We start from the raw sequence: 26,586 nt of genomic DNA on the forward strand, positions 1-26,586 counted from the left end.
TATGGACGGGCGGGTCGTCGCCGCGACACTCACGCGATGCAGGATCCGCCCGTCCAGGTTCGCATAGCGCAACGACGGCGTGGTGCTCATGGTCAGCAGAGCTCGATCAGCCCGGCCGGACCTTCGGACCGGTCAGACGCGGAAGGAACCCACCAGGACGCGGAGGTGCTCGGCGGTGCGCGCCACCTCATTGCTGGCCTGGCTGGTCTGGTCCACCCCTTCGACCGCGGTGTCGCTGGTGTGGGCGACGTCGGCGATGCGCTCCGCGATCCGCTGGGCACCCGAGGCGACCTCGTCGATGCTGCGCGACATCTCCGCTGTGGTCGCGCTCTGCTGTTCCACGGCGCTGGCGATGGTCGTCTGATAGTCGTTGATCTCGGTGATGACAGCACTGATCCGGTTGATCACCTCGACGGCCCCGCCGGTGTCGGACTGGATGGCCGCCACCCGGTTACCGATGTCTTCCGTGGCTTTGGCGGTTTCCTGGGCCAGGTCCTTGACTTCACTGGCGACCACGGCGAACCCTTTGCCTGCTTCGCCGGCGCGGGCGGCCTCGATGGTGGCGTTGAGGGCGAGCAGGTTCGTCTGTTCAGCGATCGCGGTGATCAGCTTGATGACGTTGCCGATTTCGGCGGACGAGTCGCCCAGTCGCTCGATGCTGCGTGTGGCCAGGGCCGCCTCACCGACGGCCTGTCCGGCGATCTCTGCGGCCTTGCTGGTGTTCTGGGCGATCTCCCGGATCGACACGTTCATCTGTTCACCGCCGGCGGCGACGGTCTGCACGTTGCGGGAGATGTCGTCGGCCTCCCCGGCCGCGGCCGCTGTCTGGCGGCTGGTCTGCTGCGCTCCCGCCGCCAGTTCCGCGCTGGTGGCGGCCAGCTCGGTGGCGGCGCCGGCCAGAGTGTGAGAGCTGGCCGCCATTTCCTGCATGGTGCGCCGCAGTGTGCCGACAGCAGTGTCGAGCGCTTCTGCCATGACGCCGAGTTCGTCGCGGGAGCGAACACCGCTGGTTCGAGTGAGATCTCCGGCGGACAGCGCGGCGGCCATCTGTCCCACCCGGCGTACCGGCCCGAGGATCGAACGCACCAGCGGTACTGCCAGCAGAGCCACCACGAGCAGGCCGGCACCGGCGACCAGCAGCATCCAGAGGCGAGCGGCGTTCTTGGTCGAAGCCATGGACTTCTGCTGCACGGCCACGGCCGCATCGAGTTCGCCATGGACGGCGTCTATCTGGTCGTCCACGACGTTGTTCTGCTCGGCTATCTGGTCATAGCGCGCGTCGACACTGCTCGGTTTCGCCTTGGCGTCGTTGACGAAGGTGGTGACGAACGAACTGAAGGCTTGCACGTTGTCGCCCAGGCCGTTGATGTCGTTGTCGATCGAGCCCGGCAGTTTCAGTGCGCCGGCTGCCTGCAAGGCTTCGCCGGCCGAGGCAACGTCGTCCGTAGCGTCTGCGGTGGTGTCGTCACCGTGCGCGGCGCGGTATGCGTCGACCTTGAGCTCGCTCTCGCGCGTGTCCAGGTGATTGAGCGCGGCCTGGGTGACCGTGTAGTCCCGGAGGGTCTGGGCATGCGTCGTCAGCTGGCCCTGCGACCACATCCCGATCATCGTCACCAGCACGGTGACCAGCATCCCCATCAGCACGATGAGCGTCAGCTTCTTGGCAACGCTGATATCAGCGAGGCGGGCCATGCGCGTCTCCAGGACTGATCGGCGCGCGATGCGACCACACGCCTCGTATCCGCCCTATCGGCATGATCATGCAGCGACTTAGGCACCTTTTCGCCGCGAGCCTTCAGAGCCCACACCATGGCGGCCCCCATACATGCCGAATGAGTCGACGGCCTCCGCGACAGTGCCCTCGGACCCGCACAGCGGGCCGACCCGCAACGCGCCGGCCGGCTCCGTGCGTGGCGTCTCGGTTGCCCCAGGGTGCCTTTGGGGTCTGAGCCTCGGCCGCCCGCCCGGCATCGCCGAATCAGACGGTGACCATGTCGACTGCACCGAAGAGGCTCATCGTGACCCGAACGATCCGGCGCGCCGCCATCGCCGCCGCACTCATCGCAGCCCCCATGATCGTCTTCGCCGGTCCAGCTCTCGCGGCTTCCGCAGCCCAGCCGACCGAGGCCGGCGTCATCTCCGACTCCGACCACCCGCACGGCCGGCAGTACCAGCCGGGCGACGGATGGAGCCGCAAGCCGGCCCCTCGCTTCACCCGGCCGGCGTACCCGGTCGCATCCCGGCCGACCAGCAGCCCCGTACCGGGCACCTCGACCAAGCCGGCCGCACCGACGGCGACCCCGGTCCCGGCCTCCTCGCCGGTGGCCTCCGACGACATCGAGACGCAGGTCGTCACGCTGACGAACGCAGAGCGGATCAAGAACGGCTGCGGCGCGCTGCGCATCGACAGCCGCCTGGTCGCCGCCGCGCGGGCGCACAGCACCGACATGGTCACCAACACCTTCTTCGACCACACCGGGTCGGACGGCAGCACCTTCGTCGTTCGCGAGGCGCGAGCCGGCTACACCACCGGCGCGTCTGCGGAGAACATCGCCTGGGGCTACCGCACGCCGCAGGCCGTCGTCACCGGCTGGATGAACAGCGCCGGCCACCGCGCCAACATCCTCAACTGCTCGAGCGTCGCCGTGGGAGTGGGTGTGGCCTATGCGGCCGACGGTTCCCTCTACTGGACCCAGAACTTCGGGCGAATCTGACCCACAAGTGGCGGAGTGGTTCCGCTCCCCTGTCCCGGCACCAGATGCCGCTGAGCGGCATGCCCGGACAGGGCCGGTGATCACTATGCTTGAGGGATGTCCGCAGCCCTCGACAGGCTGTTGCGCGCGCTCGCCGCGGCGGGTCCGGAGGTGGACGTGGCGCCACTGATCGATGACATCGAATCGCTTGTCGAAGACGATCCGGAGGGTAGCCGCTCCGCTGTCCGGTCCTTTGCCGGTGAGGAGGGAATGCGCCTTCGGCTGGTCGGCTTTCTCGGAGATGCGCGCGACTTCGATTTCCTCGCGGCAGCCCTCGCCGACCCGCAGCTGCGGTCCACGGCGTTGGAGGGTCTGACGAACCAACCCGACGTCGAGCGGGTCGACGCTTTGGCTCGGACCTTGCTTGACGACGCTGATCCGAAGGTCCGTTCCAGGGCTGCCGGCATCGTGGCTTTCCACGCGCGGCCCGGGGCACTCGAGGTGTTGCTGCCGCTGGCTGACGATCCGGTTCCGCAGGTACGGATGGTTCTCGGCTGGTACCTGGGTGGGCTGCCTGGCCGGGTAGCCGAACCCACCCTTCGCGGGCTGCTCGCGGACCCGGACGACCAGGTGCGCGCGTTCGCCGCTCGCGGCCTCGCGAGGTTGAACAGGCAGTAGCCGACTCTTTTCTTGTATGAGCCGGACGGCGCTCGAGCGAAGGACGTGGCGTCGAGAGACCCGGGCCCGGCTCGGATACCGTCGTGGGGCGGACGAGAAACGGAGCGCGAAATGTGCGGGCGATACGTGTCAGCGTTGGACCGGTCGAAGCTGCAGGAGCTCTACCAGGCCTCCGGCCCGGGCGACGGCGTCGAGTTGGCGCCGTCCTGGAACGTCGCCCCCACCACCAAGGTCTACACCGTCGTGCAACGCCACGACGGCGACCGGGACGTGCGCGAGGTCCGGGCCATGCGCTGGGGGCTCGTACCGTTCTGGTTCAAGCCCGGCACCGACCCGAAGACCGGCAAAGCCAAGCGGATGCCGTCGTTGCACAACGCCCGCGCCGACCGGCTCGCCACCGCACCGTCGTGGCGCGGCCCGTTCGCCAGGCACCGCGCGATCATCCCGGCCACCGGCTACTACGAATGGCTCACCGGCCAGGACGCCGACGGCAACGACTACAAACAGCCCTACTACGTGCACCCCGCCGACGGCCTGCTGTCGTTCGCCGGGCTGTACGAGAAATGGGCCGACCCCGACAAGGACGCCGACGACCCCGACCGCTGGCTGTGGTCCGCGGCGATCATCACCCACCACGCCACCTGGCTGGCCGGCGAGATGAACGAGCGCACCCCGGTGATCCTCCCGCCCGAGCGCATCGACGCCTGGCTCGACCCGGCACTGACCGACAAACAAGCCGCCCACGAACTGATCACCGGCATCGACTACGCCCCGCTGCAGGTCCGTGCGGTGTCCACCGCGGTCAACAAGACCGGCCGCGGCGCCGCCCGCGGCCCCGAGCTGATCGAGCCCGTCGACGAGCAGGGCGACACGGTCTTGCAGCTGCAACCGGCCTGACCGCTGTGTGCCCGCCACCGCCCCGACGAGCCAGGCGCCACCCAGGAGCGGCGTGATGGGCGGATATCGGCTGACGAGCACGCCGCCCGGGCCCTGTTCGATCAGGTCATCGTGCCGGCGCTGCTGACCGGGCGCGCCTCGCACCCGCAACCGGCCGCAGTCTTGATCGGCGGCCGGCCCGGCGCGTGTAGGAGCATGGTGCAACGCCGGGTGCTGCGCCAGTTGGGCCGCGAGCACGCGGTCGGCTTGGACGTCGATGACCTGCGCGCATTCCACCCCGACTACGCACGGATGGTCGCAGCGATGACCGCGTCGTCGGTTGGGGACGATCCGGGGCGGCCAGTTGCGCGGGCGGCGGCGGAACCAGCCGGCAGCTCACGCCCGGCGACGCGCAACGGCAGGCCGGGGCGTGGGCCGCTGCCCGGGCACCGCCGTTGACGCAGCGCCTGCCGCTATCGCGACACGGCAGGCCCGGTCTGCGTCGATCGCAGCAACCCGCCGACGCTATTGACGACGCGGGGTGCAGCCCCCAGAGCGGATGACGGCACGCCCTGAACGCGGTCATGGTCCGACCGACTCGGGCTTGACCGTGACGTCGGTGCCGGGCTCGCCGCCGGCCGCCGTGAACGGCGTGTAGTTCAGGCTCGGCGGCAGCAGCGAATCGGGGAAGCCGCGCTTGCTGCGACAGTGATGCGATCAATCCTGTGAAGCACTGGTACGGGTCGTCATCGGGGGAAATACCGGCCGGCCCTGGTCCGGGGGTGCTGCTGATCACGCTCACCGCCGAGTGGTTGTCCGGCCGCGCCGCACCCGCGACAGTGTGGTCATGACCACGGTTCGAGTGCGTGTTTTCGGAGGTCTGCGGCTGTGGCGCGAGGGGTCCGAGATCGAGATCGGGTCGACCCGGGTCCGGACGGTGCTGGCCGTCCTGCTCGCGGCGCGCGGGGCCACTGTCACCACGGCCGAACTGGTGGACACCTTGTGGGGCGAACAGCCCTCGGCCAGCGCGGTCAACCAGATCCAGCGGCTGATCGGACAGGTCCGCCGGTTGTTCGAGCCGGACTTGACCCACCGCGAGGCCGGGACCTGGCTACTGCCGGTTGGGGAGGGCTACCGGCTGCGGCAGGACGCGCGGACGTCGGACCTGATGGCCTTCTTCGAGCTGGCCGCCGCGGCCCGCGCGGCCGGCGACAGCCCCGACGCGGTCGGCAAGTTCGAGCAAGCCCTCACCCTGGCCCAGGGCCAGCCCTTCGCCGGGCTTCCGGCGAATGTGCTCGAGCTGCCGCCCTTCACGGCCATCGAAACCGCCCAAGCCGACGTGGCGTTGCGGGCCCTGCATCATCCGCGGGCCGATCGGCTGTTGCCCCTGCTGACCGGTTACGCCCAAGCTGCGCCGTTTCACGAGCCTTTGCAGGCCGGTCTGATCCGGCTGCTGACCGCGGCCGGGCGCCGGGCCGAGGCGCTGACCCACTACGAGCAGGTGCGGCAACGGTTGGCCGACGAGCTGGGGGCCGACCCTGGCGCCGAGTTGCAGGCGGCCCATCTGGACGCACTGACCGATCCGGAGGGCGTCGACGGGTCCCGGCCGGCCCAGTTGCCGCTCCGGGTGGGCGCATTCAGCCCGCGCGACGACCTGACGGCCGCCCTCGACAGCGGGCGCCGGGCCGGAATCGTTGTGCTCAGCGGCATGGGCGGCGCGGGTAAGACCGCTCTCGCTGTCGACTGGGCGCACCGGATCGCTGGTGACTACCCGGACGGTCAGCTGTACCTCGACCTGCGCGGTTTCGCCCCGGGCGGCCGGCAGCTGCGCCCGGCCGAAGCACTCACCACGCTGCTGATCAGCCTGGGTTCGGCGCCGACCGAGCGCGACGACATGGACGCGCTGTGCGCCCGGTTCCGGTCCGCGCTCGCCGGCCGGCGCATGATCGTTTTACTCGACAACGCCCGCGATTCGGCCCAGGTGCGCCCGCTGTTGCCAGGTTCGCCAGGCTGCTTGATCGTGATCACCAGCCGCAACCGCATGCCCAGCCTGGTCGCACGCGAAGGCGCATGGCCCGTGCACGTCGGCCGGGTCGGCCGTTCAGCGGCCCGCGACATGCTCGCCCGCCGGCTCGGAGCGGATCGGCTGGCCGCGGAGCCCGGCGCAGCCGACAAGCTCGTCGAGCTGTGCGCAGGCCTGCCCCTGGCGTTGTCGATCGCGGCCGCGCGGATCGCGGTCAGCCCCGGAGAGAGCCTCGCCGATGTGGTGGCCGACCTCGACTCCCCCGGCCACCGGCTCGACGTGCTCGACACCGGCGAAGAGAACGACAGCGTGCGGTCGGCCTTCTCCTGGTCCTACGCGGTCCTGTCCCAGCCCGCGGCCCGACTGTTCCGGCTGCTCGCCGTCTACCCGGACACCGACGTCGCAGCCGACACAGCGGCCAGCATCGCCGGCGCCGACGTACGGGGCGAACTCACCGAACTGACCGTCATGAACATACTCACCCCGCTGGGCGCCGGCCGGTACACGGCGCACGACCTGCTCAAGGCGTACGCCGCCGAACTCATCGACGACGAACGCGATGGCCGGCTCGACGCGGAACGCCGCTTGGTCGAGCACTACGTGCACGCCTCCTACAACGCCTACCTGACTTTCCAGCTGCTGCCCCCGACCCGTCTCGGCTCGGCCCCAGCGGACGTTTTCCCGCCCCGGCCGGAAGACGTTCCCGCGGCCCTGGACTGGTACGGCCGGGAGCGGCGAGCGGTGTTGGCGGTGGCCGACCTGGCCCTGGACCGGGGCTGGAGTCGCGACGCGGCGCTGATCATCATGCATTCGCGTCCCATGCGCGCGTCCCGGCTCGACACGACGAAAGAGACCCGGCGGCAAAGCTTCCGGGTGGTGGACGCGCTGAGAGAGTTGGGCGACCCCGAGATCGAGACGGCCTTCCTGCGTGAGGCCGCGCTGCAGGCGAAGTTCGCCGAGCCCGATCGCGCCCGCGACTACTTGATGCGCGCACTGGCCATCGCGGAAAGCCGGGCCGACGTGATCGGCCAGGCGCAGGTCCTGCGCAACCTCGCACAGCCGCCGATCACCCTCGGGCCACAGCAGATTCCCTACGCGGAGCGGGCTGTCGCAGCCGCCCGCCAGAGCGGCGAGCCGAGCGTTCTGCTCTACGCCCACGACGCGTTGGCGACCGCCCGGGAGGAGAACGGTGACCTGGCCGGGGCGGCCGTCGCCTCGGACGAGGCCTTCGATGTGGCCACCGCGGCGGGGATTCAGGACGCCCGCTCCTCCCTGGCGTCGGAACGCGCCAGGCTTGCCCTGCGCCTCGGCGACAACCGGGCGGCGGTGCGGTGGGGCGAGTGGGCGCTGGCACGGGTGTCCTCCGACGACCACCACGTCACCTTCGGGGCCACCATGGTGTTGGCCCAGGCCTACCACCGCATCGGCGACACGGCTCGAGCACGTACGGCTGCGCAGCGCGCCCACGAACTCGTCCAGGGCCGGGAAGCGGAGCATGCCGCGAGCTTTGGCCCCGAGTACTTCGCCACCTTCATGGCCGAGGTCGACGCTGTCCTGGCCGATGACGGAACTGCAAAAGGCGATCAGTGATCGTGCAGTTGGTTTTGGTGTGCTCGGTTCTTCGCAGAGAGAGGAACCGAGATGGGTTACCCGAAACCGGTGCTCGAACCGGCCGCGCAAGCCTTCGCCGACGCCACGGCGAAACCGCCCTTCCTGCCCGACCTGGGGCCGATCGAGGGCCGCAAGGTCGTCGACGCCACCCAGGACGGTGACTTCCCGGTCCCCGGCACCGAGGTCGAGGATCTGACCGCCGGCGACGTGTCGATCCGCATCTACCGCCCGACCGGAGTGACCGGGCCGCTGCCGGTGCTGCTCTACACGCACGGCGCCGGCTGGGTCTTCGGCGACGCGCACACCCACGACCGTCTCGTGCGCGAGCTGGTCCGGCAGTCGGGCGCGGCCGCCGTGTTCACCAACTACGACCGTTCCCCCGAGGCCCGCTACCCGGTCGCGCTCGAGCAGGTCTACACCACCCTGCTCTGGGTCGCCGAGAAAGGCAGCGAGCACGGCCTCGACGGCTCGCGCATCGCGGTCGCCGGTGACTCGGTCGGCGGCAACCTGACCGCGGCGCTGACCCTGCTGGCCAAGCAGCGCTCCGGCCCGGCCATCGCCGCGCAGCTGCTCTACTACCCGGTCACCGACGCCGCGTTCGACACCGACTCCTACCACCAGTTCGCCGAGAACTACTGGCTGCGCCGCGACGCCATGCAGTGGTTCTGGGACCAGTACATCGCCGACCCGGCCCAGCGTGACGAGATCACCGCCTCGCCGCTGCGGGCCTCGCTCGAGGACCTCGCCGACCTGCCGCCGGCGCTGGTCATCACCGGCGAGGCCGACGTACTGCGCGACGAGGGCGAGGCGTACGCGGCCAAGCTGCGCGCCGCCGGCGTGCCCGTCACCGGCGTGCGCTACCAGGGCATCATCCACGACTTCGTCATGGTCAACGCCATGAAGGACACCCACGCCGCGATCGCCGCCACCACGCAGGGCGCCGCATTCATCAAGGAGGCCCTGAGCCGATGAGCACCACTCCCACCGTTGTCCTGGTCCACGGCGCTTTCGCCGACGCGTCCAGCTTCGCCCGGCTCGTGCCGGAGCTGCTCGACGCCGGCATCAAGGTCCTCACGCCTGCGGTGCCGAACCGTTCGCTGTCCGGTGACGCCGCGTACATCAGCTCGGTCCTGCGCTCGATCGACGGGCCGGTCGTGCTGGTCGGGCACTCCTACGGCGGCGCGGTGATCACCGTCGCCGGGGCCGAGGAGAACGTCAAGGCGCTGGTCTACCTGTCCGGCTACGCGCTGCAGGAAGGGGAGAGCCTGGGCGAACTGCAGGGGCGCTTCCCCGACTCCGAGCTGGCCTCGGCGCTGGTCTACACCCCGTACCCGATCGAGGGGTCGACCGAGCCCGGCACCGACGTCAGCGTCGACATCGAGAAGTTCCCGGACGTCTTCGCCCACGACGTCGACCGCGCCCTGACCCGCGTCCTGGCCGTCTCGCAGCGCCCGCTGGCCGCGGCGGCCTTCTCCGAGAAGGCCGCGGTCGCCGCCTGGCGGACCAAGCCGGCCTGGGGCGTGATCTCCAGCAACGACAACACCATCAATCCGGACGTGGAGCGCTTCGGCTACCAGCGCGCCGGCATCAAGGCGGTCGAGATCGACTCCTCGCACGTCGTGATGCTGTCCCACCCCAAGGAGGTCGCCGACGTGATTCGCGAGGCGATCGCCGCGATCGGCAGCTGATGTGAGAGGGCGTGGCGGCTCGGAGAGGAGTTGGAGATGATCGGGCGCCGGAAGGAGATGGCTCACCTGTCTGCCTTCCTCGACCTTGCCGCCACCAGCCCGGCCACCCTGGTCCTGCTCGGTGAGGCCGGCAAAGCCAGCGGTCGATGTTGACCAGGAAGGCCGATCCGGGTCACCGCCGAGGAGGAGACGCGCGACGTGCTCCGCTGCTGGTCACGACGGGATGGTGGCCCTCGCGGCCTCATGTGAGTAGGCTCTTACATTGCCAAGTGATAGCCCTCTTACATCGGAGGCAGTGTGAGCATCCGGCTCGGTTACCAGATCCCGAACTTCACCTATCCCGGCGTGCCGGACGAGGACCTGTTCGACACCGTGATCGCGCAGGCGCGGGAGGCCGAGGCGTCCGGCTTCGACACGGTGCTGGTGATGGACCACTTCTATCAGCTGCCCGGTATCGGCGCCCCGGAGAACGCGATGCTGGAGTCGTACACGGCGCTGGGGGCGCTGGCGACGGCCACGTCACGGGTGCAGCTGTCGACGCTGGTCACCGGCAACACGTACCGCAATCCGGCACTGCTGGCCAAGTGCGTGACCACCCTCGACGTGGTCTCCAAGGGCCGCGCGATCCTGGGCATCGGTGCCGGGTGGTTCGAGCGGGAGCACCACGACCTGGGGTTCGAGTTCGGCACGTTCGGGCAGCGGTTCGAGCGGCTCGAGGAGGCGCTGACGATCATCGAGCCGATGCTGCGCGGCGAGCCGGCCACGTTCGAGGGCAAGTGGTACACGGCCCGCGGCGCCATGAACAACCCGCGCGTACGGCCGGACATCCCCATCATGCTGGGCGGGTCGGGTGAGCAGAAGACGTTCCGGCTGGCCGCCCGCTTCGCCGACCACATGAACATCATCTGCGACGTCGAGCAGCTGCCGCACAAGGTGGCGGTGCTGCGGCAGCGCTGCGAGGAGATCGGCCGCGACCCGGCGACGCTGGCCACCAGCTTTCTGGTGATGGGCATGGTCGGCGAGACCGAGCAGGAGGTGAAGGAGCTCGCCGGGACGATCCCGGAGGACCGCCGCAACCGCGCGTTCCTGGGCACCGCCGAGCAGGTCGCCGAGCAGCTTCAGGAGCGCGTGCTGGGCGCCGGGATCGACGGCATCTGCATCAACCTGATCCGCAACGGCCACCGGCCGGGCGTGGTGGCCGCCGTCGGCGCGGCGCTCAAGCCGCTGGTGAGCTAGTCGCCCGAAGGCGTGAGGCAGAAGCGGTTGCCGCCGGGGTCGGCGAGCACCCACCACGGGTTCTCCCGGTCGGGCTTGGCCACCACGGTGGCGCCCGCTTCGAGCAGCGCCTCCGGGTCCGGGTCGCGGCCGGTGAGGTTCCAGCGCACCCGGGCGTCGAAGCGCTCGATGCCGGGCACCGGGTCGAAAACCATGTAGTCCCACGGGAACTCGGGCGCGCCGACCACCGAGGCGGCCTCGCCCTCGTCCTCGACGTGGCCGCCGAGCACGGCGGCCCACCAGCGGGCCAGCCCGTGCGCGTCGGCGCACTTGACGACCAGCTCGAACATGCCGGGCGGCCGGTCGTCGCGGCCCGGGAACGCGCAGAACTCGTTGTCCTCGGGGTCGGCCAGCACGTACCACGGGTCGGGTCCGGGGCGGCGCACCAGCCGGGCGCCGGCCGCGACGAGCTCGCCGGGGTCGGCGCCGGCGAGCCGGATGTCGAGGTGCACGCGGGCGTCGTCCGGCGCGCAGGTGTCCACTGTGTGCAGTCGCAGGATCTCGCGGGCGGGCCGTCCCGGGCCCGGCGCGACGCGCAGCCGCCCGTCGCCCTCGTCGACGACCCGGCCGCCCAGCGCCAACCGCCAGAACCCGGCCTGGCTCGCGGCGTCGGACACCTCGAGCGTCAGCCCGTCGAACTGCGCCATCGGATGGGTCATCTGCCGCACCGCTCCGGAAACCATTCGCCCACCCCGCCCGCCGCTCGACAACCGACCACTGTCGATTACCGCGCGGGGGCGCGACGGAAACCAGAAATCACCCCGGCGATCGGGTGGTCGCGGGTCAGCGCCAGGGGGCGAAGGCGTTGGCGTGCTCGGGCAGGACGGCGGCCAGGTCGGGGCAGTGGCGGCTAATCAGGCCGGTCATCGTCGTGTCGGCGATGACGTCCAGGCCGTACTGGGTGTAGATCTCGGGACGGTAGTCGGCGGTGAGGAAGCGGTCGCTCTGCAGCCGCCGCGAGGCCATCAGGATGAAGACGCGGAACGCGGTGTCGGAGAAGCCGAACCCCTCGGGCGGGGTCTCGGCGAACAGCCCCACCATGGTGTCCACCTCGTCCACGCTGCGGTAGACCGAGCGGAGCCGGCGTACGGTCTCCGGGTCGGCGCTGAGGTCCTCCCACCGCTCGATGCGGGGCAGGTGCAGCCCGGCGCGGAAGTCGTTGTAGCGCGGCACGCCGCGGCGGCGGGTGCGCACGAGGTCGACCACGGACAGGTCGATGCGCTCGCCGTCGCGTTCCAGGTCGAGCAGGGCGCGCGGGTAGTTGTTCAGCGTGATGGCGCCGGGGTGCGCAATGCCGAACGAGTGCAGCACGGCGCTCAGGCCCATCGCGCGCAGCTCGTCGTCGGCGCGGGCGCCCATCAGGTCGCCGAAGGTGCGGGTGCCCAGCGGCGAGCCGTCCGGCGCGACGAACGTGTAGTCGTCGGGGATGAGCGGGTGCATGCGGTAGACGGTGACGAAGTCCTCGGTGAGCGAGTACGGCGTGCCGTGGTGGTCCGGCGTGGTCCTCGGGATGCCGTGCAGCGCGTTGGCGTCGGTGAGCCACAGGCCGGCGCGGCTGAGCCAGTCGCCGGCGGGCACGCCGTGCCAGTTGACGTTCATGGCCCGCTGGAGCACGTCGGTGGCGAGGATCGCGGGCGTCCACTCGACGGTGTGGATCTTCGCGATCATGGCGGAGACGATGAGCCGGGCGGTCTGGTACGTCCGCTCGTCGTCCCAGCCGGGGTTGCGCCGCGCGAGCTCGGCGCAGAGGGCGTTGTGCTCGCGGGCGAACAGCGTGTGCATGCTGCTGAGGCCGAGCCACCACGCCTCGCGGAACCCGGTCACCTCGGAGCCGTCGAGGTCGACGGGCAGGTAGCCGTCGGCGGTCAGCCGCAGTTCGGCGCCGTCGCGCAGCAGGTTCGCCGAGGCGGTGTCGGTGCCGTAGACCTCGGAGCCGTCCCACCAGTGCGACGCGACGTTGCCGAACAGCAGCTCGACGCCGTCCGCGCCGGTGCCGCGGCTGACGTTGCCGCCGATGCGCATCTCGGGCTCGAGCGGTCCGCCCGGCGTGTTGGCCCAGCCGGGCATGTCCGGCGGCAGCGGCACGCGGACGTCGTCCACGCCGAGCGGGTGCCGGGCGTGCACCACCCAGTCGTGCACCTGGAACTGGATCCACGCGGCGGCCAGGATGTTGAGGCTGGTAGCGGGCTTGAACGTGTCGCGGCGCAGCAGCTCGCGGCTGACCACGACGGGGTTGGGCTCGTCGACGAGCTCGGGCCGGTAGGCGGCGGGCACGTTGCGGCCGAACGCGGCACCGACCGCGCCCATGGCGGGCGCCGACAAGTCGTTGAAAAGCCCTTCGTGCGTACGGAATTCCCGCTCGTCGTCCGACGGGGGAACAGGAGCCTGCCGTACGCGGGGAGGCGCCTCACGCACCTCGGTGTCGAGCAGGTTGTGGCGGCGCAGCTCGTCGCGCAGCGCGGCCAGGTTGAGCAGCGCGAGCGCGTCGGGCAGCCGGTGCCACGGGCGGATGCGGTTGACCGCGCCGAAGACCGTGCGCACGGCGGCGCCCGCGATCCGGTTGCGCAGCGGGACCTCGGTGAGCCAGCGCTGCCGGTCGCGGTGCGCGGCGCTGGCGTCGTACGCGGCCTTGCGGGCCCGGTTGAGGTTGCCGAGCGGCCGGAACCCGGCGGTGGTGTTCCACGGGTTGAAGCGCAGCCCGTGCACGACCGGGTTGTCGCACGAGCTCGCCCCGATGGTGAGCGTGGCGATCGGCTCGGGCGGCGCGTCCCGCGAGCGCCAGTCGACGGCCGCGTCCTCGATCGGCGTCTCCTCGGGGTTGCGGAAGCGCTGGACGCACAGCTCGAAGCGCACGTCGCCGCGCCGCAACCGGCTCGCCATCTCCGCGGTCAGGAAGTCCGGGCCGTCCCCGGCGTCGCCCACGACACCCGGCAGTGGCCGCAGCAGGTACTGCACCGCCTCCTCGCCCCAGGCGACGGGCGTACGGCTCCAGTACGTCTCCTCGGCGACGCTGGTGATGCGGCGCCGGCCCGCCAGCACGTTGCGCACGATGCGGATCGTCTCGTCCGGCCCGATCGTGAAGGCCAGCTTGACCAGCCCGGCGTAGCGGCCCGCTCCCCCGCCCGCCGTGGCGAGCGCGAACGCCGCGAACTGCCGGGCGTCGCGCGCGTGCGACACCGGCGCGTTGGTCATCAGCAGGTCGTGGTGCTCGTCGTCGGACACCGTGACGCGCAGCGCCGCGCCGCGCAGGTCGGGCTCGCGGTCGTCGCGGATGCGCCCCTCGGCGTTGCTGAACCGCACGGCCGTGCGGTAGGCCGCGCCGGGCTGCGCGAACCCGGTGCGCAGCTCGGGCGCCAGGTCGTCGCGGAACCGCAGCACGGCGTCGTCCACCGCGTACGTGCCCTTGGCCTGGAACCCGGCGACGATCGGCGCGTCCTTCGCCGGGCGGTTGCGCAGCTGCGTCTGCATGATCTGCACGGCCACCCGCTCGAAGATCAGACGCTCCGCCTCGGGCGACCCGCCCAGGTACGTCTCCTGCCACCGCGCCCGCGTCCCCGTCGTCATCGCAACACTATGGGGGCACGGACGTGGTGGCGCTGTCGCGTACCGGTCATTGCGGCACGCGGCCCTACTTCATGAGCTTGTCGAGGTCCATCACGTCGGCGGCGGCGGGCGCCTTGATCTCGGGGAACGTGGCGCCGAACTCGGTGAAGGCCAGCGCGCCGTCGGCCGGGGTGGGGCCGGTGAGGCGGACGGGATAGGGCTGGCCGGTGGTGGCGACGTAGAGCGTGCCCCCGTCGGCGGCGCTCTCCTTGAGGCCGACCACGGGCTTGCCGTCGAGGGTGGTGACGGCGCCCTTGGTCACCTTGCCGTCGGCGTCGAGCAGCTCGTCGATGTCGGTGGCGGTGAACATGCCGGCCGAGCTCGCGTCGTTGGCCTTGACCTTCACCCAGCGGTCGCCGACGACCTCGGTGATCTGCGCGGCCTGCGCCTTGCCGCCGCTGGTCATGGCCCAGAACGCCGCGTCCGGGCGGATGAAGCGCTGCTTGCCCACCGACAGCAGCTCGACCCGGGGCCCGTCCATCGCCAGCGTGCCCTTGACGTTCTGGCCCTCGATCTTGAAGTCGAGGCCCATCTTGCCGTCGTCGGTCTTCATGCTGCCCTTCATGTGGAAGGACCCGGCCGCCTTGAGCGCCGCCTTGGCCTTGGCGAGGATCTGCTCGGCGGTCAGCTTCTCGACCCCGTTGCCGGCGGGCGTAGCCGGAGCGGCGGCGGAGGTGGCGGCCGGGGCGGCCGGCTGCTCGAACTTGGCGCCGTCGTCGTCCTGGCCGGCGCAGCCGGTCGCCAGCAGGGCGGCCGACGTCAGCACGGCCACCGAACCCAGAAGTGTTTTTTTCACGATGTGCCCCCGTTTCGTCGCCCCGATCGGCGGGGCGCCGACGGTGACGCGCCCAAGGTACAGGCGGGCCACAACGAACTCACAGGGGACGGACCCTCGTCCGATCAGGCAGGTTCGGGTACGCCACCCGGCTCGGGAGCGGGCTCGGGCACCGGCTCGAGCGGCACCGGGGACGGCTCGGCGGGCGGCGGCGGCAGCGTGCCCGGCTCCAGCTCGCCCGGGTCGTCCGGAATCGGGGCGCCCGGGTCGAGCGGCGGGTACTTGTCCGGGTCGGACGGAAGGCGCAAAGTCATGCCTTCCGCCTACCCGTGGTGATCAACAGCCAAACTAGCCGTTGATCTGGTCGCGCCAGGTGAGCCACTCCCGCAGGCCGCTGAGGTCGTGCTCGGGGCCGCTGGTGCTCACGGTGAACAGGGTGACGCCCTTGTCGAGCAGCTCACGCCCCACGTCGGCGGGCTTGCCCTGCACGGCGGTGGACAGCTCGATCTCGGCCGGGTCGCGGCCCACGTCGGCGCAGTGCTGCCGCAGGATGCCGGCCTTGCGCTCGACCGTCTCGGCGTCGCCGAAGCTGTGCCAGATGTCGGCGTGCTTGGCGACCAGGCGCAGCGTCTTCTTCTCGCCGCCGCCGCCGATCAGCACCGGGATCTTGCGGGTGGGCGCGGGGTTGAGCTTGCCGAACCGCGACTCGATGCGCGGCAGGGCCTCCGCGAGGTCGTCGAGGCGGCCGCCGGCGGTGCCGAACTCGTACCCGTACTCCTGGTAGTCCTTCTCGAACCAGCCCGAACCGATGCCCAGGATGAGCCGGCCGTCGCTGATGTGGTCCACCGTCCGGGCCATGTCGGCGAGCAGCTCGGGGTTGCGGTAGCTGTTGCAGGTGACCAGCGCGCCGATCTCGACGCGCGAGGTCTGCTCGGCCCAGGCGGCGAGCATCGTCCAGCACTCGAAGTGCAGGCCCTCGGGCTCGCCGTACAGCGGATAGAAGTGGTCCCAGTTGAACAGGATGTCGACGCCGAGGTCCTCGGCCTCGGCGGCGGTGCGGCGGATGGACGCGTAGTCGGCGTGCTGCGGCTGCAGTTGCAGCCCGATGCGGACGGGCCTCGAGGTCATGATCTCAGCCTAGGCGAACGGGCGCCCGCCGACCCGCTACGCCCGCACGAAGGCGGCCGCCGAGGCGAAGCGGTCGTCCGGCAGGTACAGGCGGCGCCTGAGGTGGAGGCACGATTCGGAAGGCGTCATGCTCGCTCGGTCCGCACGGGCATCAATGTAGTAGCCGCGGCTTCCGGTGGGTAGGACCATGATCGGGTACGGCGATCACACGGAGGCGGGCCATGGCGAAGATCGATCTGAGGGTGCGGCTGCTCGGGCGGGCGCTGCGCCGGTCGTCGATCGTGGGGCAGAGCACCGAGCAGATCCTGCGCAACCAGAAGGCCAAGGTCAGCCACAACCCGGTGACCGACCTGCTGCTCGGCGCCGTCGCGCCCGGCGTCACGCTCACCGACGGGTACGCGGCGGGCGAGACCGAGCGGCTGCGGATCCGCACGTACCGGCCGCGGTCGGCGGGCGACCGGACGCTGCCGCTGGTGGTCAACTTCCACGGCGGCGGCTGGGTGGTCGGCTCGCTCGACACCGCGGACTGGCTGTGCAGCAACGTCGCGGCCGCGGCGGAAGCCGTGGTGGTGTCGGTGGACTACCGGCTGGCCCCCACGCACCGGTGGCCGGCCGCGGCCGAGGACTGCTACGCCGCGCTGGTCGACGTGGCCGCGCAGGCCGCGGAGTTCGGCGCCGACGCGGGCCGGCTGGCCGTGATCGGCGACAGCGCGGGCGGCAACCTGGCGGCCGTCACGGCGCTGATGGCCCGCGACCGGTCGGGCCCGGCGCTCGCGTTCCAGGGGTTGATCTATCCGGCCACGGACCTGACCGGCTCGAGCCCGTCGCTGGCGGAGAACGCCGGCGCGCCGATCCTCACGCAGGCCGACACGGTCGCGTACCGCGATCACTATCTCGGCGACGCGGACGCCCGGGACCCGTACGCCTCACCGCTGTTCGCGCCCGACCACAGCGGGCTCCCCCGGGCGCTCGTCCAGGTGGCCGAGCACGACCCGATCCGCGACGACGGCCTGCGCTACGCCGCGGCGTTGCGGGCCGTCGGCGTTCCCGTGCGCGTCACGACGTACGTCGGCATGCCGCACGGCTTCCTGGCCTTCCCCCGGCTGTGCCGCAGCGCGCCGCAGGCCCTCGCCGAGCTCACCGCCGAACTGCGCTCCGCCCTGGTGGAGGTCAGCCCCACGGCGCGTGGATGACCTTGTCGACCTCGACGGTGACGATCAGGCGCACCTGGTCGCGGCCGCCGAACCACGGGTACGGCCCGCCGAGGTACTTCTGCGCCAGCTGCTCGATGTGCTCGGCGGCGCCCTTCGGGGTCACGTCCACGACGTGGCCCTTCACCGAGTAGTAGGTGCTCACGTCCGCCGGGTCGGCCACGATCACGGAGACGCGCGGGTCGCGCTCGACGTTGCGCACCTTGCGGAAGCCCTCGACCGTGTTGATCAGGATGCGCTCGCCGTCCGTGCCCACCCACACCTCGGTGAGCTGCGGTGACCCGTCCGGGTCCACGGTCGCGACAAAGCACGGACTCGCGCCGCGCAGCAACTTCAGCAGCCCCTCGGGCAAGATCGCCATGCCCCGACCCTACGCCCGCGCTGATCATGCCCGCCGCCCGCTGCATGATCACGTGCTGGGTGGGCCCGCCCATACCCCCGCCCACCCGGGGAGCGGCCGACTCTACTCCGGCGGAGAGCGGCGTCCCGCGCTTGTCCACAGGGCCGGATTCACACCGAACTCTCAGCTCGGGGGTCGTCGGGCGCTTTGGAGCTGAAGGGTCGGGGGGTCACGCATCCCGGGTGGTGTCCCGCAGGGTCGCCTCCGGGCCGGCGCCGAGGCGGAACGCGGCCGACGCCGGGCGACTCTCGCGCTGGGGATTCGGTCGGCTCGGACGGTAGGGGTGCGGCGGCTTTCGTCGACTCGGCGCGTGCGATGAACGGCGTCCGGTGCGCCGCGGGACATCGGTCACCGCGCTGGAGACAGCGGTCAGTTCGGCAGTCACTTATGCGCCGCGCACGGGGAACGGCGCTCGTTGCACCGCCGGAACGCTCGCTCGGGAGGGCGGCCGGCTCGGCGGTTGGTGCCGCGTTCGATCGGCGGAGGGTGCACCGTGCCTTACCTGGCACTCACCCCCCCGGCCGAGACCGCCGGACCACCGTCGCGTCGAGGACGGCGGGATGCCCGGACAACGGGCGGGCCGGGTCCGCCGTGGCAGGCGATCGGCCGGTGCAACAGCGCCCGGACGGCCGGTTGCCGCAGGCACTCGACCAGTGGGCCGGCGCCTCAGCTCGGACGCCCGGTTGCTGCGGGAACTCGACGAGCGAGCCGGCGACTCAGAGGGAACCGCCGGTTGCCGGGGCGCTCGACCAGCGGGCCGGCGGCTCAGCTCGGGCGCCCGGTGGTGCCGCGGATGACGAGACGGGGCGGGACGATCACCTCGCGGTCGCTGCGGGGCAAGGAGACCGGCGACAGGCCCTCCGCAGCCGGACGGGTGATGCTCGCCGACGCCTCCGCGAGGCCCGGGTCGCGCCCGGCGACCCGGGCGATGGCCCGCGTGACGGCCAGCCGGGTCATCGTGGGGACGTCCTGGGCGACCGTCGTCAGGTTGACGTGGGCCAGGCGGGCCAGGCTGCTGTCGTCGAAGCCGATCACGCTGATGTCGTACGGGACGTCGACGCCCGCGCGGGCGAAGACGTCGAGGACGCCGGTGGCGCAGCGGTCGTTGAAGACGGTGACGGCGGTCGGCGGGTCGGCCAGCAACTGCCTCGCGGCGGCGGCGCCGTCGGACTCGGTCAGGCCCCCGGGGAGGATGCGCAGCTCGCCGGTCAGGCCGTGGCGGCGCATGGCGGTGCGGTAGCCGCGGCGGCGGTCGGCGGCGCCGGGGGCGCGGCCGCCGTCGATGTGGGTGATGTGGCGGTGGCCGAGCCCGGCCAGGTGGTCCACGGCCAGGTGCAGGCCCTCGGCGTCGGCGCTGCGGACGACGTCGACCTCGGGGGCGCGTACGGCCCGGGCCAGCACGACGACCGGCAGGCGTGACGCCAGCCGGGCCAGGCTCGCGGCGGGGGCTTGCGGGCCGAGCAGGATGAGCGCCTCGCAGCGGTCCTGCAGCAGGCCGGTGACGGCCTCGTGCTCGCTGCGCTGCGGGGTCACGGCGCTCAGCGCCAGCTCGTGGCCGGTCTCGCGGGCCGCCGTGTAGAGGCCGGTGACCAGGTCGGCGTGGAACGGGTGCTGGATGCCGAAGACGACGCCCAGCAGGCGGCTGCGACCGCTGCGCAGCAGCCGTGCCCGGCTGTCGGGCTGGTAGCCGAGCGCGTCGGCCGCCTCGAGCACGCGTCGGCGGGTCTCGGCGCTCGCCCCGGGCTCGTCGCGCATCACCAGCGACACCAGCGACTTGGAGACGCCGGCGCGGGTGGCCACGTCGGTGAGCGTGGGCCTGCGTTCGTCGCGCACTCCGACAGCGTAATCGCATCATCTGGAACGTTCCAGCACGGCCGTTGACCGCCGGCGCCCCGGTCGTTCAGCCTGGAGCGACCACTGGAACGTTCCAGAGAAGGGACCGCAGGCATGACAGGAGTCGCCCTCATCGGGTCGGGACGGATGGGCTTGTTCCACGGCGAGACGCTGAGCCGCCGGCTGCCGGGCGTGCGCCTGGTGGCCGTTGCCGACCCTGTGCCGGGCGCGGCGCAGCGGCTGGGCGCCGACCGCTCGTACGAGAACCCGGAGCGGGTGTGGGCCGACTCCGATGTGGACGCCGTCGTGATCGCCGCGCCGGCCCGGTTCCACGCGGAGCTGGCCGTGGCGGCGGCGCGGGCCGGCAAGCACGTGTTCTGCGAGAAGCCGATGGCGCTGACCCTGGCCGAGGCGGACCGCGTGATCGACGCCGCGCGGGCGGCCGGCGTGGTGCTGCAGGTCGGCTTCAACCGGAGGTTCGCGCCGGACTGGGCGGCGGCCCGCAGGCTGACCGACGCCGGGCAGGTGGGCACGCCGCGGCTGCTGCGGTCGCTGACCCGCGACCCGGCGGGCTTCGACCCCGCCCGCATCGCCCCCGGCACCGTCTTCAACGAGACGCTGATCCACGACTTCGACACGCTGCGGTTCCTCAACCCGGGCGCGGAGGCCACCGAGGTGTACGCGGTCGCCGACGCGCTGGTCGAGCCGGAGTGGCGCGACCGGGGGCTGCTCGACACCGCCGTGGTGACGGTGCGGTTCGCCAACGGTGCGATGGGCACGGCGGAGGCGTGTTTCGAGGCGAGCTACGGCTACGACGTACGCGGGGAGGTGCTCGGCTCGGGTGGCATGGTCACGATGGGCGACGGGCGGCGCACCGGCCTGACGTTCTCCGGCGCGGGCGGGCGGATCGTGGAGACCTCGAGCAGCGACCAGGAGCTGTTCGGCAGCGCCTACGTCGCCGAGCTGGCCGCGTTCACCGAGGCCGTCCGCACGGGCGCGCCGGCGCCGGTGACCGGTGAGGACGCCCGCGCCGCGCTCGCCATCGCGCTGGCCGCCGCGGAGTCCGTGCGTACGGGAAAGCCCGTCGAGGTGGCGAAGTGAGGCTGGCGGCCTGCGCCGAGATGGTGTTCCTCGACCTGCCGTTCGCCGAGCGGGTGCGGCGCATCGACGCGCTCGGCTTCGAGGTCGAGATGTGGAGCTGGGCCACCAAGGACCTCGACGCGCTGGCGGCGACGGGGGCCACGATCTCGTCGATGACCGGATACCTGAGCGGCACGCTCGCCGACCCGGACGGGGCCGGGGAGCTGCTGCGCACCGCGCGGCTGTCGCTCGAAGCGGCGGAGCGTCTCGGCTGCCCGCGGCTCAACGTGCACGGCACCGGGCTCGACGGGCGCGGCCTGCCGGTCGTGCCCGCCACCGAGGTGACGCCGCGGATGTGGCTGACCGCGGCCCGGACCCTCGCGCGGCTCGCGGAGCTCGGCGAGCGGGCGGGGCGCGTCTTCACCCTCGAGAACCTCAACACCGCCGTCGACCATCCGGGCACACCGTTCGCCCGGGCCTCCGACACGCTGGCCCTCGTCGAAGCTGTGGAAAGCCCTAACCTGCGCCTCAACCTCGACCTCTACCACGCGCAGATCGGTGAGGGGAACCTCGTCGAGCTGGTCGAGCGGGCCCTGCCGTGGGTCGGGGAGATCCAGGTTGCGGACGTGCCGGGGCGGTGCGAACCGGGCACGGGCGAGGTCCACTACCCGGTGGTGGCCGCGGCCCTGCGGCGGCTGGGCTACCGCGGCGTCGTCGGGCTCGAGGCGTGGGCGTCCGGCGGATCCGAGCAAGCCCTCGAGCGGTTCCGCACGGCGTTCAGCCCGGCTGGGGCTGATAGCAGCAGTCCGTGCAGATCCGCGGCTGCGGCAGGGTGATCGCCAGGCAGCAGGTGCGGCGGCGGACCTGGCCGGCGGTCACCTCGACCAGGTCGGCGAGGTCGAGCGCGCCGAGCAGGGTGCCGACCGCGCTCGGGGAGGCGCCGGGCACCGAACGGACGGCGTGCCGGGTGGCGTGGGCGACGCCCGCGGCCAGCGACCCCAGCAGCGGACGCCGGCTGATCCGGACCGCGCCGCGGAAGGCGTCGAGCACCGGGGTGACGTGCTCGTCGAGCAGCACGCGGCGCAGCGAGGTCAGCAGCGCGGCCTCGTCGGGCACCACTTCGACGTGCGGCGCGGGGTCGCGGGCCAGCGGGTCGTCGGGCAGCACCGACACCCCGATGCCGGGCCGCAGCCCCAGCCGGACGGGCGCGACCGAGTCGAGGCGCACGAGCACCTGACCGGCCGACAGGTGCGGCACCCGGCGCGCGGCCACCCAGCTGAAGGCGGCCGGCACCGAGAGCCAGTACGAGTACGCCTTCCACATCAGCGCGGCGGCCACGTGCGGGCGCGTCCGCCACCGGCGCTGCGCCGCGGCGAGCAGCAGGCCGGTGTCGTCGGCGGCCAGCAGGTCGGCCGGGATCCAGCCCCGCGGGTCGGGCACGACGAGTCCGGGCGCCAGCCCCGCCAGCGCCTCGCGGGTGCCGAACCCGGCTCTGAGCGCGGCCAGGGCCGGCGCGGCGAAGTCCTCCACCCTTGCCTTATACCCGCATTCCGGCGTGGTGTGACGTGGCGTGCGACTCGCCGGAACACCGTATAGGGTGGACCCATGGTGACGACGGGCTCGCGCTGGGCGCTGCTGCTGTCGTCGCTGTTCTCGCTCGTGTCCGCGCTGCTCCGGCGCCCGGCCGAGCCGTCGGCGATCGAGCCGGTGTCCACGCCGGACGCCCCGCCCGCCGCGCGCGTCGCCGTCCTGCGCTCGCAGTTCACCGCGGGCGTCCGCGGCTCCCGCGCTCCCCCGCTCGTGTCCGCCTGACCGTCGGCCCGGCGCCCCGGGCGCCCGACGGTCGCAGCCTGTCACTCGACGACTCGCGGACGAACGGGACACCCGACATGAACCTGGTTGCGGAAATGCTGCTCAGCGAGCCGGCTCCGGCGGTCATCTGGGCGACGCTGATCGTGCTGACCTTCCCGGCGCTGCTGCTGCTCGGCGGCCTCGACAGCGGGCAGCGGCCGCTGCGCGAGATGCTCGCCGCCCTGCGCCGGCGCGGCGAGCACCGCCGCCGGCGGGCCGCCGAGGCCGAGCGGGCGGCGCAGTACGCCGCCGAGGTGCGGGTCGCCGCCGACCGGGCCGCCACCGGCGCCGGGCGCTGGCAGGAGATGTGGGAGCGGTCGGCCGACGAGGCGACCGCCGCCTGGGAGGCGTGGCTGACGGCCGACTCGCGGCTGCGAGCCCTGCTGACCGGCACGGCGTGGGGCCGGCCGTGGTCGGCGCGCACCTGCGAGGAGTACGCGGCCCGTGAGCGCTTCCTGCACCGAGCGGTGGCGGCCGCCGTGAGCCGCGGGGAGCTGCCGGTGGGGGCGCTGACGGCGTACGCCTGGGACGCCCGGCTGCACCCGGTGGAGCAGGAACTGGTGATCGCCCGGACGTCGGCGGCGTGGCTGCGGCACCGCTACGAGCAGGCGGTCGCCGCCGAGCGCGCCGCCCACTCCGACGCCGACCTCGCGCACCGCGCGAGCCGCAGCCTCGCGCTCGAGGCCCGCACCGCCGCGGACGAGGCCGCCCGCCTCAGCGCCTTCCGGCCAGCGCCCGGCCGTGCCCGCCACCTGAGCGTCCCACTTATGCAGCCGAGCATCTGAGCCATTCAGGGTCTCAGCCCGGGCCGGTTCCATGGAGGCATGACGCTTCTCATCGGTGGCACCGGCAAGACCGGACGGCGGGTGGCCGACCGCCTGACAGCACAGGGCATCGACGTACGGATCGCCTCGCGGCACTCCGCCACGCGGTTCGACTGGAACGACGAGACGACGTGGCAGCCCGCGATCGAGGGCGAGCGGGCCGCGTACGTCACCTTCCATCCGGACCTCGGGCTGCCGGGCGCGGCCGATCGGGTCGGCGCGTTCGCGGGCCTCGCGGCCGAGCTGGGCGTCGAGCATCTCGTGCTGCTCTCGGGCCGCGGCGAGCCGCTCGCCCGTGAGGCCGAGCAGCGCGTGGCGGCGGCCGGAACGGCGTGGACGGTCGTCGCGTGCAGCTGGTTCGCGCAGAACTTCAGCGAGGACTTCCTGCGCGACGCGGTGCTGGACGGCGACATCCGGCTGCCCGCGGGCGACGTGCCCGAGCCGTTCGTCGACGCCGAGGACATCGCGGACGTGGTGGCGGCCGCACTGACCGATCCGCGCCATCGCGGCCGGCGGTACGAGCTGACCGGGCCGCGGGCGCTGACCTTCGCCGACGTGGCGGGCGAGCTGAGCCGGGCCACCGGGCGCACCATCCGCTACACGCCGATCGGCTCCGAGGAGTACGAGCGGGTGCTGCTCGCCGCGGGGCTGCCGGTCGAGCTGGGCGACATGTTCCGCGGCATCCTCGACGGGCGCAACGCCGAGCCGGCCGACGGCGTGCGGGAAGCGCTCGGCCGGCCCGCCCGGGACTTCTCCGCGTACGCGACGGCCGCGGCGGCCACCGGGGTGTGGAGCGTGCCGCCGGTACGGTGATCGCATGGACGCGCTGACCGGCCTGCTCGACGGGCCCCGTGCCCGCGGGGCGTTCCTGCTGCGCTCGGTGCTGGATCCGCCGTGGTCGCTGCGGATCCGGGACGGCTCCCCGCTGTCGCTGATCACGCTCGTGCGCGGCGAGGCCTGGATCGTCAAGCAGGACACCGCGCCGGCCCGCATCGGCCCGGGCGACGTGGCCGTGGTCACCGGCACCGAGCCGTACGTGGTGGCCGACTCCCCCGGCACCGCGCCGCAGATCATCATCCACCCCGGACAGCGCTGCGAGTCGGTCGACGGCACCGAGATGACGATGACGGACCAGGGCGTACGCACCTGGGGCGCGGCGCCGGACGGGGCCACCGTCATGATCAGCGGCACCTACCAGATGCACAGCGAGGTCAGCCGCCGGCTGCTCGACGCGTTGCCCGGGCTGCTGATCCGGCCGGCCGAAGCGGGCGACCGGGCGCTGATCGACCTGCTGATCCGCGAGATGCGCGGCACCGAGCCGGCCCAGGACCTCGTGCTCGACCGGCTGCTCGACCTGGTGCTGGTCAGCGTGCTGCGCTCGTGGCTGGCCGCGGCCGGCGACGACGTGCCGGGCTGGCAGCGGGCCCGCACCGACCCGGTCGTCGGGCCGGCGCTGCGGCTCATCCACGACGATCCCGCGTACGCCTGGACGGTCGCCTCGCTCGCCGCGCGTACGGGCGTCTCCCGCGCCTCGCTCGCGCGCCGGTTCACCGAGGTCGTGGGCGAGTCGCCGATGGCCTACCTGACCGGCTGGCGGCTGACGCTCGCGGCCGACCTGCTGCGCCAGGGCGACGCGACGCTGGAGTCGGTGGCCCGCCGCGTCGGCTACGGCAGCGCCTTCGCGCTCAGCAACGCCTTCAAGCGCGAGCGCGGCGTGAGCCCGCAGGAGTACCGCCGCCGCCCGGCCCTCGCGCCGCACCCGTCCCCCCTTCCCCGCGTCGTGCGGCTCACGTGAGCGCCGGCCCGCGACATCCCCCGAATGAGACCCAGATCAACAGCCGCGGATGGGGCGGGAGCAGTACGGTAACGGCGTGCCGACAAGAACCGAGCTGACCAGCTCCGACCTCAGTGAGATCCGGCAGTCCGCCCTCGGGGCGGCCAACCCGCTCGGCGTCGCGGCCGAGCTGGCCGAGGCGGTGGAGGCCGGGCGGCTGGCCGACCCCGACGACGCCGGATACGCGCTCGCGCTCGCCGCGGAGATCGCCGAGAGCCGCACCAAGCTGGACGCCGCGCTGCGCTACGCCGACCGGGCCGTCGAGGCGTACGGCAAACGCGACGACAGCCAGGCCGCCGCCGCCCGCGCCCTGCGCGCCCGCATCCTGTTCCGCGCCGGCCGCGAGGACGAGGCCATGGCGGAGCTGGAGCCCTTGCGGCCCACGCTCACCCAGCACACGGACGCCGCCGCCTTCCTCAGCGCCGCGCTGGCCGCCGGCGGGCGCGCCACGGTCGCCGAGGAGTGGCTGACCGACGCCGTACGCGGTCTGCTCGCCGAACGCGCCGCCGAGCCCACCGACGCCGACGACGCCGGGTTCCTGTTCTTCCTGCTGCAGCAGCGGCACCGGCTGCGCCACGCGCTCGGCCTGCAGCACGACGCCCACGACAACCTCGCCGAGCGGCTCGAGTCCAAGCTGGCCAACGCCGGCGCCCGGGTCGACGCCGAGCCCGACGGCGACCTGCTGTTCTGGCCGCACGCCGAGTTCGACAGCCTGCTCGCCCAGTGGCCCGCCGCCGCCGAGCAGTACGGCGCGACCTGGGACGAGCACCGCGCCCGCCTCGAACGCGAATTGGTCCGCCTGGCCGCCGCGGGCCGCAAGGGCCTGGCCGTGCTGCCCGCCTCGGTGGAGGGCCTCGTCGCCTTCGCCGGGACCGACGGCGACCCCGCCGACGCGCGGACCCGCGCCGGGTACGCCGGCCAGCTGTTCGCCGGGCCGGCCCAGATCACCTGGCCGCCGGAGCGCAACGAGCCGTGCTGGTGCGGTTCCGGTCTCAAGTACAAGAAGTGCTGCCTGCCCCGCTCCCGCTGACGGCTCTGTTCGCCGTCCCCTCGAAACGGTGACCCGGCGGCTCCCGCTGTCGGCCGGCCCGGTCGGCGGCTCCCGCTGTCGGCGGGCCCGGTCGGCGGCTCCCGCTGTCGGCGGGCCCGGTCGGCCGCTTCCGCTGTCGGCCTGCCTCGCCGGCGGTAGGGCCTTTCCCGCGA

General features: G+C 72.6%; 25 protein-coding genes. 16 read left to right on the forward strand and 9 right to left on the reverse strand.

The genetic code is table 11. The features are described 5' to 3' along the window. Positions 1–132: 132 nt before the first annotated feature. Positions 133–1,692, reverse strand: coding sequence for a methyl-accepting chemotaxis protein (locus ACSNN8_RS29105; RefSeq protein ID WP_436653003.1), 1,560 nt, complete (start codon positions 1,690–1,692; stop codon positions 133–135). 326 nt (positions 1,693–2,018) lie between these two features. Here ACSNN8_RS29105 and ACSNN8_RS29110 point away from each other — a divergent pair, with 326 nt between their 5' ends. The 8 genes from ACSNN8_RS29110 (at position 2,019) to ACSNN8_RS29145 (ending at position 10,805) form a co-directional block, all read left to right on the forward strand. Then, positions 2,019–2,714 (forward strand): CAP domain-containing protein, encoded by a 696-nt coding sequence (locus ACSNN8_RS29110; RefSeq protein ID WP_436653004.1) that lies wholly within the window; start codon positions 2,019–2,021, stop codon positions 2,712–2,714. Between the two features lie 96 nt (positions 2,715–2,810). Continuing rightward, positions 2,811–3,371 carry a HEAT repeat domain-containing protein gene (locus ACSNN8_RS29115; protein ID WP_436653006.1) on the forward strand — a complete coding sequence of 187 codons (561 nt, stop codon included), beginning with the start codon at positions 2,811–2,813 and terminating at the stop codon, positions 3,369–3,371. 111 nt (positions 3,372–3,482) lie between these two features. Continuing rightward, positions 3,483–4,268 carry an SOS response-associated peptidase gene (locus ACSNN8_RS29120; protein WP_436653008.1) on the forward strand — a complete coding sequence of 262 codons (786 nt, stop codon included), beginning with the start codon at positions 3,483–3,485 and terminating at the stop codon, positions 4,266–4,268. 111 nt (positions 4,269–4,379) lie between these two features. Continuing rightward, the gene (locus ACSNN8_RS29125; protein WP_436653009.1) at positions 4,380–4,706 is read left to right on the forward strand and encodes a zeta toxin family protein; all 327 of its coding nucleotides are present in this window, start codon (positions 4,380–4,382) and stop codon (positions 4,704–4,706) included. Between the two features lie 388 nt (positions 4,707–5,094). Next, positions 5,095–7,860, forward strand: a complete 2,766-nt coding sequence (locus ACSNN8_RS29130) for an AfsR/SARP family transcriptional regulator (protein ID WP_436653011.1) — start codon at positions 5,095–5,097, stop codon at positions 7,858–7,860. A gap of 51 nt (positions 7,861–7,911) precedes the next feature. Next, complete coding sequence (locus ACSNN8_RS29135; protein ID WP_436653012.1) at positions 7,912–8,853, forward strand: alpha/beta hydrolase; 942 nt, start codon at positions 7,912–7,914, stop codon at positions 8,851–8,853. Next, positions 8,850–9,569, forward strand: coding sequence for an alpha/beta fold hydrolase (locus ACSNN8_RS29140; protein WP_436653014.1), 720 nt, complete (start codon positions 8,850–8,852; stop codon positions 9,567–9,569). Before ACSNN8_RS29135 ends, ACSNN8_RS29140 begins: the two co-directional genes overlap by 4 nt. Positions 9,570–9,866: 297 nt before the next feature. Next, positions 9,867–10,805 carry an LLM class F420-dependent oxidoreductase gene (locus ACSNN8_RS29145; protein ID WP_436653016.1) on the forward strand — a complete coding sequence of 313 codons (939 nt, stop codon included), beginning with the start codon at positions 9,867–9,869 and terminating at the stop codon, positions 10,803–10,805. On the opposite strand, the gene ACSNN8_RS29150 is transcribed toward ACSNN8_RS29145, so the two are convergent. The 5 genes from ACSNN8_RS29150 to ACSNN8_RS29170 form a co-directional block, all read right to left on the reverse strand. Further along, complete coding sequence (locus ACSNN8_RS29150; RefSeq protein WP_436653018.1) at positions 10,802–11,503, reverse strand: VOC family protein; 702 nt, start codon at positions 11,501–11,503, stop codon at positions 10,802–10,804. The genes ACSNN8_RS29145 and ACSNN8_RS29150 overlap by 4 nt on opposite strands. Before the next feature lie 124 nt (positions 11,504–11,627). Further along, positions 11,628–14,408 (reverse strand): peroxidase family protein, encoded by a 2,781-nt coding sequence (locus tag ACSNN8_RS29155; RefSeq protein WP_436653020.1) that lies wholly within the window; start codon positions 14,406–14,408, stop codon positions 11,628–11,630. Between the two features lie 64 nt (positions 14,409–14,472). Then, positions 14,473–15,243: a hypothetical protein gene (locus ACSNN8_RS29160; RefSeq protein ID WP_436653022.1), complete on the reverse strand. Its 771-nt coding sequence runs from the start codon at positions 15,241–15,243 to the stop codon at positions 14,473–14,475. Positions 15,244–15,347: 104 nt separating this feature from the next. Further along, positions 15,348–15,536: a hypothetical protein gene (locus tag ACSNN8_RS29165; protein WP_436653023.1), complete on the reverse strand. Its 189-nt coding sequence runs from the start codon at positions 15,534–15,536 to the stop codon at positions 15,348–15,350. Positions 15,537–15,570: 34 nt separating this feature from the next. Continuing rightward, the gene (locus ACSNN8_RS29170; protein WP_436653025.1) at positions 15,571–16,350 is read right to left on the reverse strand and encodes an LLM class F420-dependent oxidoreductase; all 780 of its coding nucleotides are present in this window, start codon (positions 16,348–16,350) and stop codon (positions 15,571–15,573) included. 221 nt (positions 16,351–16,571) lie between these two features. Here ACSNN8_RS29170 and ACSNN8_RS29175 point away from each other — a divergent pair, with 221 nt between their 5' ends. Then, positions 16,572–17,543: an alpha/beta hydrolase gene (locus tag ACSNN8_RS29175; protein ID WP_436653027.1), complete on the forward strand. Its 972-nt coding sequence runs from the start codon at positions 16,572–16,574 to the stop codon at positions 17,541–17,543. Here ACSNN8_RS29175 and ACSNN8_RS29180 read toward each other — a convergent pair. Further along, positions 17,521–17,922: a PPOX class F420-dependent oxidoreductase gene (locus tag ACSNN8_RS29180; RefSeq protein ID WP_436653028.1), complete on the reverse strand. Its 402-nt coding sequence runs from the start codon at positions 17,920–17,922 to the stop codon at positions 17,521–17,523. The genes ACSNN8_RS29175 and ACSNN8_RS29180 overlap by 23 nt on opposite strands. Positions 17,923–18,726: 804 nt before the next feature. Continuing rightward, a complete protein-coding gene (locus ACSNN8_RS29185; protein ID WP_436653030.1) occupies positions 18,727–19,794 on the reverse strand; it encodes a LacI family DNA-binding transcriptional regulator in 1,068 nt (355 codons plus the stop codon). A gap of 114 nt (positions 19,795–19,908) precedes the next feature. Here ACSNN8_RS29185 and ACSNN8_RS29190 point away from each other — a divergent pair, with 114 nt between their 5' ends. Together ACSNN8_RS29190 and ACSNN8_RS29195 are read left to right on the forward strand one after the other, a co-directional pair. Continuing rightward, the gene (locus tag ACSNN8_RS29190) at positions 19,909–20,895 is read left to right on the forward strand and encodes a Gfo/Idh/MocA family oxidoreductase (protein ID WP_436653031.1); all 987 of its coding nucleotides are present in this window, start codon (positions 19,909–19,911) and stop codon (positions 20,893–20,895) included. Then, positions 20,892–21,710 carry a TIM barrel protein gene (locus ACSNN8_RS29195; RefSeq protein WP_436653032.1) on the forward strand — a complete coding sequence of 273 codons (819 nt, stop codon included), beginning with the start codon at positions 20,892–20,894 and terminating at the stop codon, positions 21,708–21,710. The genes ACSNN8_RS29190 and ACSNN8_RS29195 overlap by 4 nt, the downstream gene beginning before the upstream one ends. Here the strand turns inward: ACSNN8_RS29195 and ACSNN8_RS29200 are convergent. Further along, entirely contained in the window at positions 21,652–22,404 is a 753-nt protein-coding gene (locus ACSNN8_RS29200; RefSeq protein WP_436653033.1) for a hypothetical protein, read from the reverse strand. The two genes, ACSNN8_RS29195 and ACSNN8_RS29200, sit on opposite strands and share 59 nt — an antisense overlap. 75 nt (positions 22,405–22,479) lie before the next feature. Here ACSNN8_RS29200 and ACSNN8_RS29205 point away from each other — a divergent pair, with 75 nt between their 5' ends. The 5 genes from ACSNN8_RS29205 (at position 22,480) to ACSNN8_RS29225 (ending at position 26,413) form a co-directional block, all read left to right on the forward strand. Continuing rightward, positions 22,480–22,686: a hypothetical protein gene (locus tag ACSNN8_RS29205; RefSeq protein ID WP_436653034.1), complete on the forward strand. Its 207-nt coding sequence runs from the start codon at positions 22,480–22,482 to the stop codon at positions 22,684–22,686. A 77-nt stretch (positions 22,687–22,763) separates the two neighbouring features. Next, entirely contained in the window at positions 22,764–23,510 is a 747-nt protein-coding gene (locus ACSNN8_RS29210) for a hypothetical protein (protein WP_436653036.1), read from the forward strand. 39 nt (positions 23,511–23,549) lie between these two features. Continuing rightward, entirely contained in the window at positions 23,550–24,362 is an 813-nt protein-coding gene (locus tag ACSNN8_RS29215) for an NmrA family NAD(P)-binding protein (protein ID WP_436653038.1), read from the forward strand. 4 nt (positions 24,363–24,366) lie between these two features. After that, positions 24,367–25,344 carry a cupin domain-containing protein gene (locus tag ACSNN8_RS29220; protein WP_436653039.1) on the forward strand — a complete coding sequence of 326 codons (978 nt, stop codon included), beginning with the start codon at positions 24,367–24,369 and terminating at the stop codon, positions 25,342–25,344. A gap of 76 nt (positions 25,345–25,420) precedes the next feature. Beyond that, positions 25,421–26,413 carry an SEC-C domain-containing protein gene (locus ACSNN8_RS29225; protein WP_436653041.1) on the forward strand — a complete coding sequence of 331 codons (993 nt, stop codon included), beginning with the start codon at positions 25,421–25,423 and terminating at the stop codon, positions 26,411–26,413. Positions 26,414–26,586 lie beyond the last annotated feature (173 nt).

The sequence above is a fragment of the Actinoplanes sp. URMC 104 genome, assembly GCF_051386375.1.
In the GTDB taxonomy this organism is placed as follows: domain Bacteria; phylum Actinomycetota; class Actinomycetes; order Mycobacteriales; family Micromonosporaceae; genus Actinoplanes.

Excerpts from the sequence above, each read along its gene's own strand:
- ACSNN8_RS29105 (WP_436653003.1), bottom strand. The coding sequence starts at position 1,692 with ATGGCCCGCCTCGCTGATATCAGCGTTGCCAAGAAGCTGACGCTCATC.
- ACSNN8_RS29115 (WP_436653006.1), top strand. The coding sequence starts at position 2,811 with ATGTCCGCAGCCCTCGACAGGCTGTTGCGCGCGCTCGCCGCGGCGGGT.
- ACSNN8_RS29130 (WP_436653011.1), top strand. The coding sequence starts at position 5,095 with ATGACCACGGTTCGAGTGCGTGTTTTCGGAGGTCTGCGGCTGTGGCGC.
- ACSNN8_RS29210 (WP_436653036.1), top strand. The coding sequence starts at position 22,764 with ATGAACCTGGTTGCGGAAATGCTGCTCAGCGAGCCGGCTCCGGCGGTC.
- ACSNN8_RS29165 (WP_436653023.1), bottom strand. The coding sequence starts at position 15,536 with ATGACTTTGCGCCTTCCGTCCGACCCGGACAAGTACCCGCCGCTCGAC.
- ACSNN8_RS29175 (WP_436653027.1), top strand. The coding sequence starts at position 16,572 with ATGGCGAAGATCGATCTGAGGGTGCGGCTGCTCGGGCGGGCGCTGCGC.
- ACSNN8_RS29155 (WP_436653020.1), bottom strand. The coding sequence starts at position 14,408 with ATGACGACGGGGACGCGGGCGCGGTGGCAGGAGACGTACCTGGGCGGG.
- ACSNN8_RS29150 (WP_436653018.1), bottom strand. The coding sequence starts at position 11,503 with ATGACCCATCCGATGGCGCAGTTCGACGGGCTGACGCTCGAGGTGTCC.
- ACSNN8_RS29180 (WP_436653028.1), bottom strand. The coding sequence starts at position 17,922 with ATGGCGATCTTGCCCGAGGGGCTGCTGAAGTTGCTGCGCGGCGCGAGT.
- ACSNN8_RS29215 (WP_436653038.1), top strand. The coding sequence starts at position 23,550 with ATGACGCTTCTCATCGGTGGCACCGGCAAGACCGGACGGCGGGTGGCC.
- ACSNN8_RS29140 (WP_436653014.1), top strand. The coding sequence starts at position 8,850 with ATGAGCACCACTCCCACCGTTGTCCTGGTCCACGGCGCTTTCGCCGAC.
- ACSNN8_RS29205 (WP_436653034.1), top strand. The coding sequence starts at position 22,480 with ATGGTGACGACGGGCTCGCGCTGGGCGCTGCTGCTGTCGTCGCTGTTC.
- ACSNN8_RS29220 (WP_436653039.1), top strand. The coding sequence starts at position 24,367 with ATGGACGCGCTGACCGGCCTGCTCGACGGGCCCCGTGCCCGCGGGGCG.
- ACSNN8_RS29120 (WP_436653008.1), top strand. The coding sequence starts at position 3,483 with ATGTGCGGGCGATACGTGTCAGCGTTGGACCGGTCGAAGCTGCAGGAG.
- ACSNN8_RS29170 (WP_436653025.1), bottom strand. The coding sequence starts at position 16,350 with ATGACCTCGAGGCCCGTCCGCATCGGGCTGCAACTGCAGCCGCAGCAC.
- ACSNN8_RS29190 (WP_436653031.1), top strand. The coding sequence starts at position 19,909 with ATGACAGGAGTCGCCCTCATCGGGTCGGGACGGATGGGCTTGTTCCAC.
- ACSNN8_RS29135 (WP_436653012.1), top strand. The coding sequence starts at position 7,912 with ATGGGTTACCCGAAACCGGTGCTCGAACCGGCCGCGCAAGCCTTCGCC.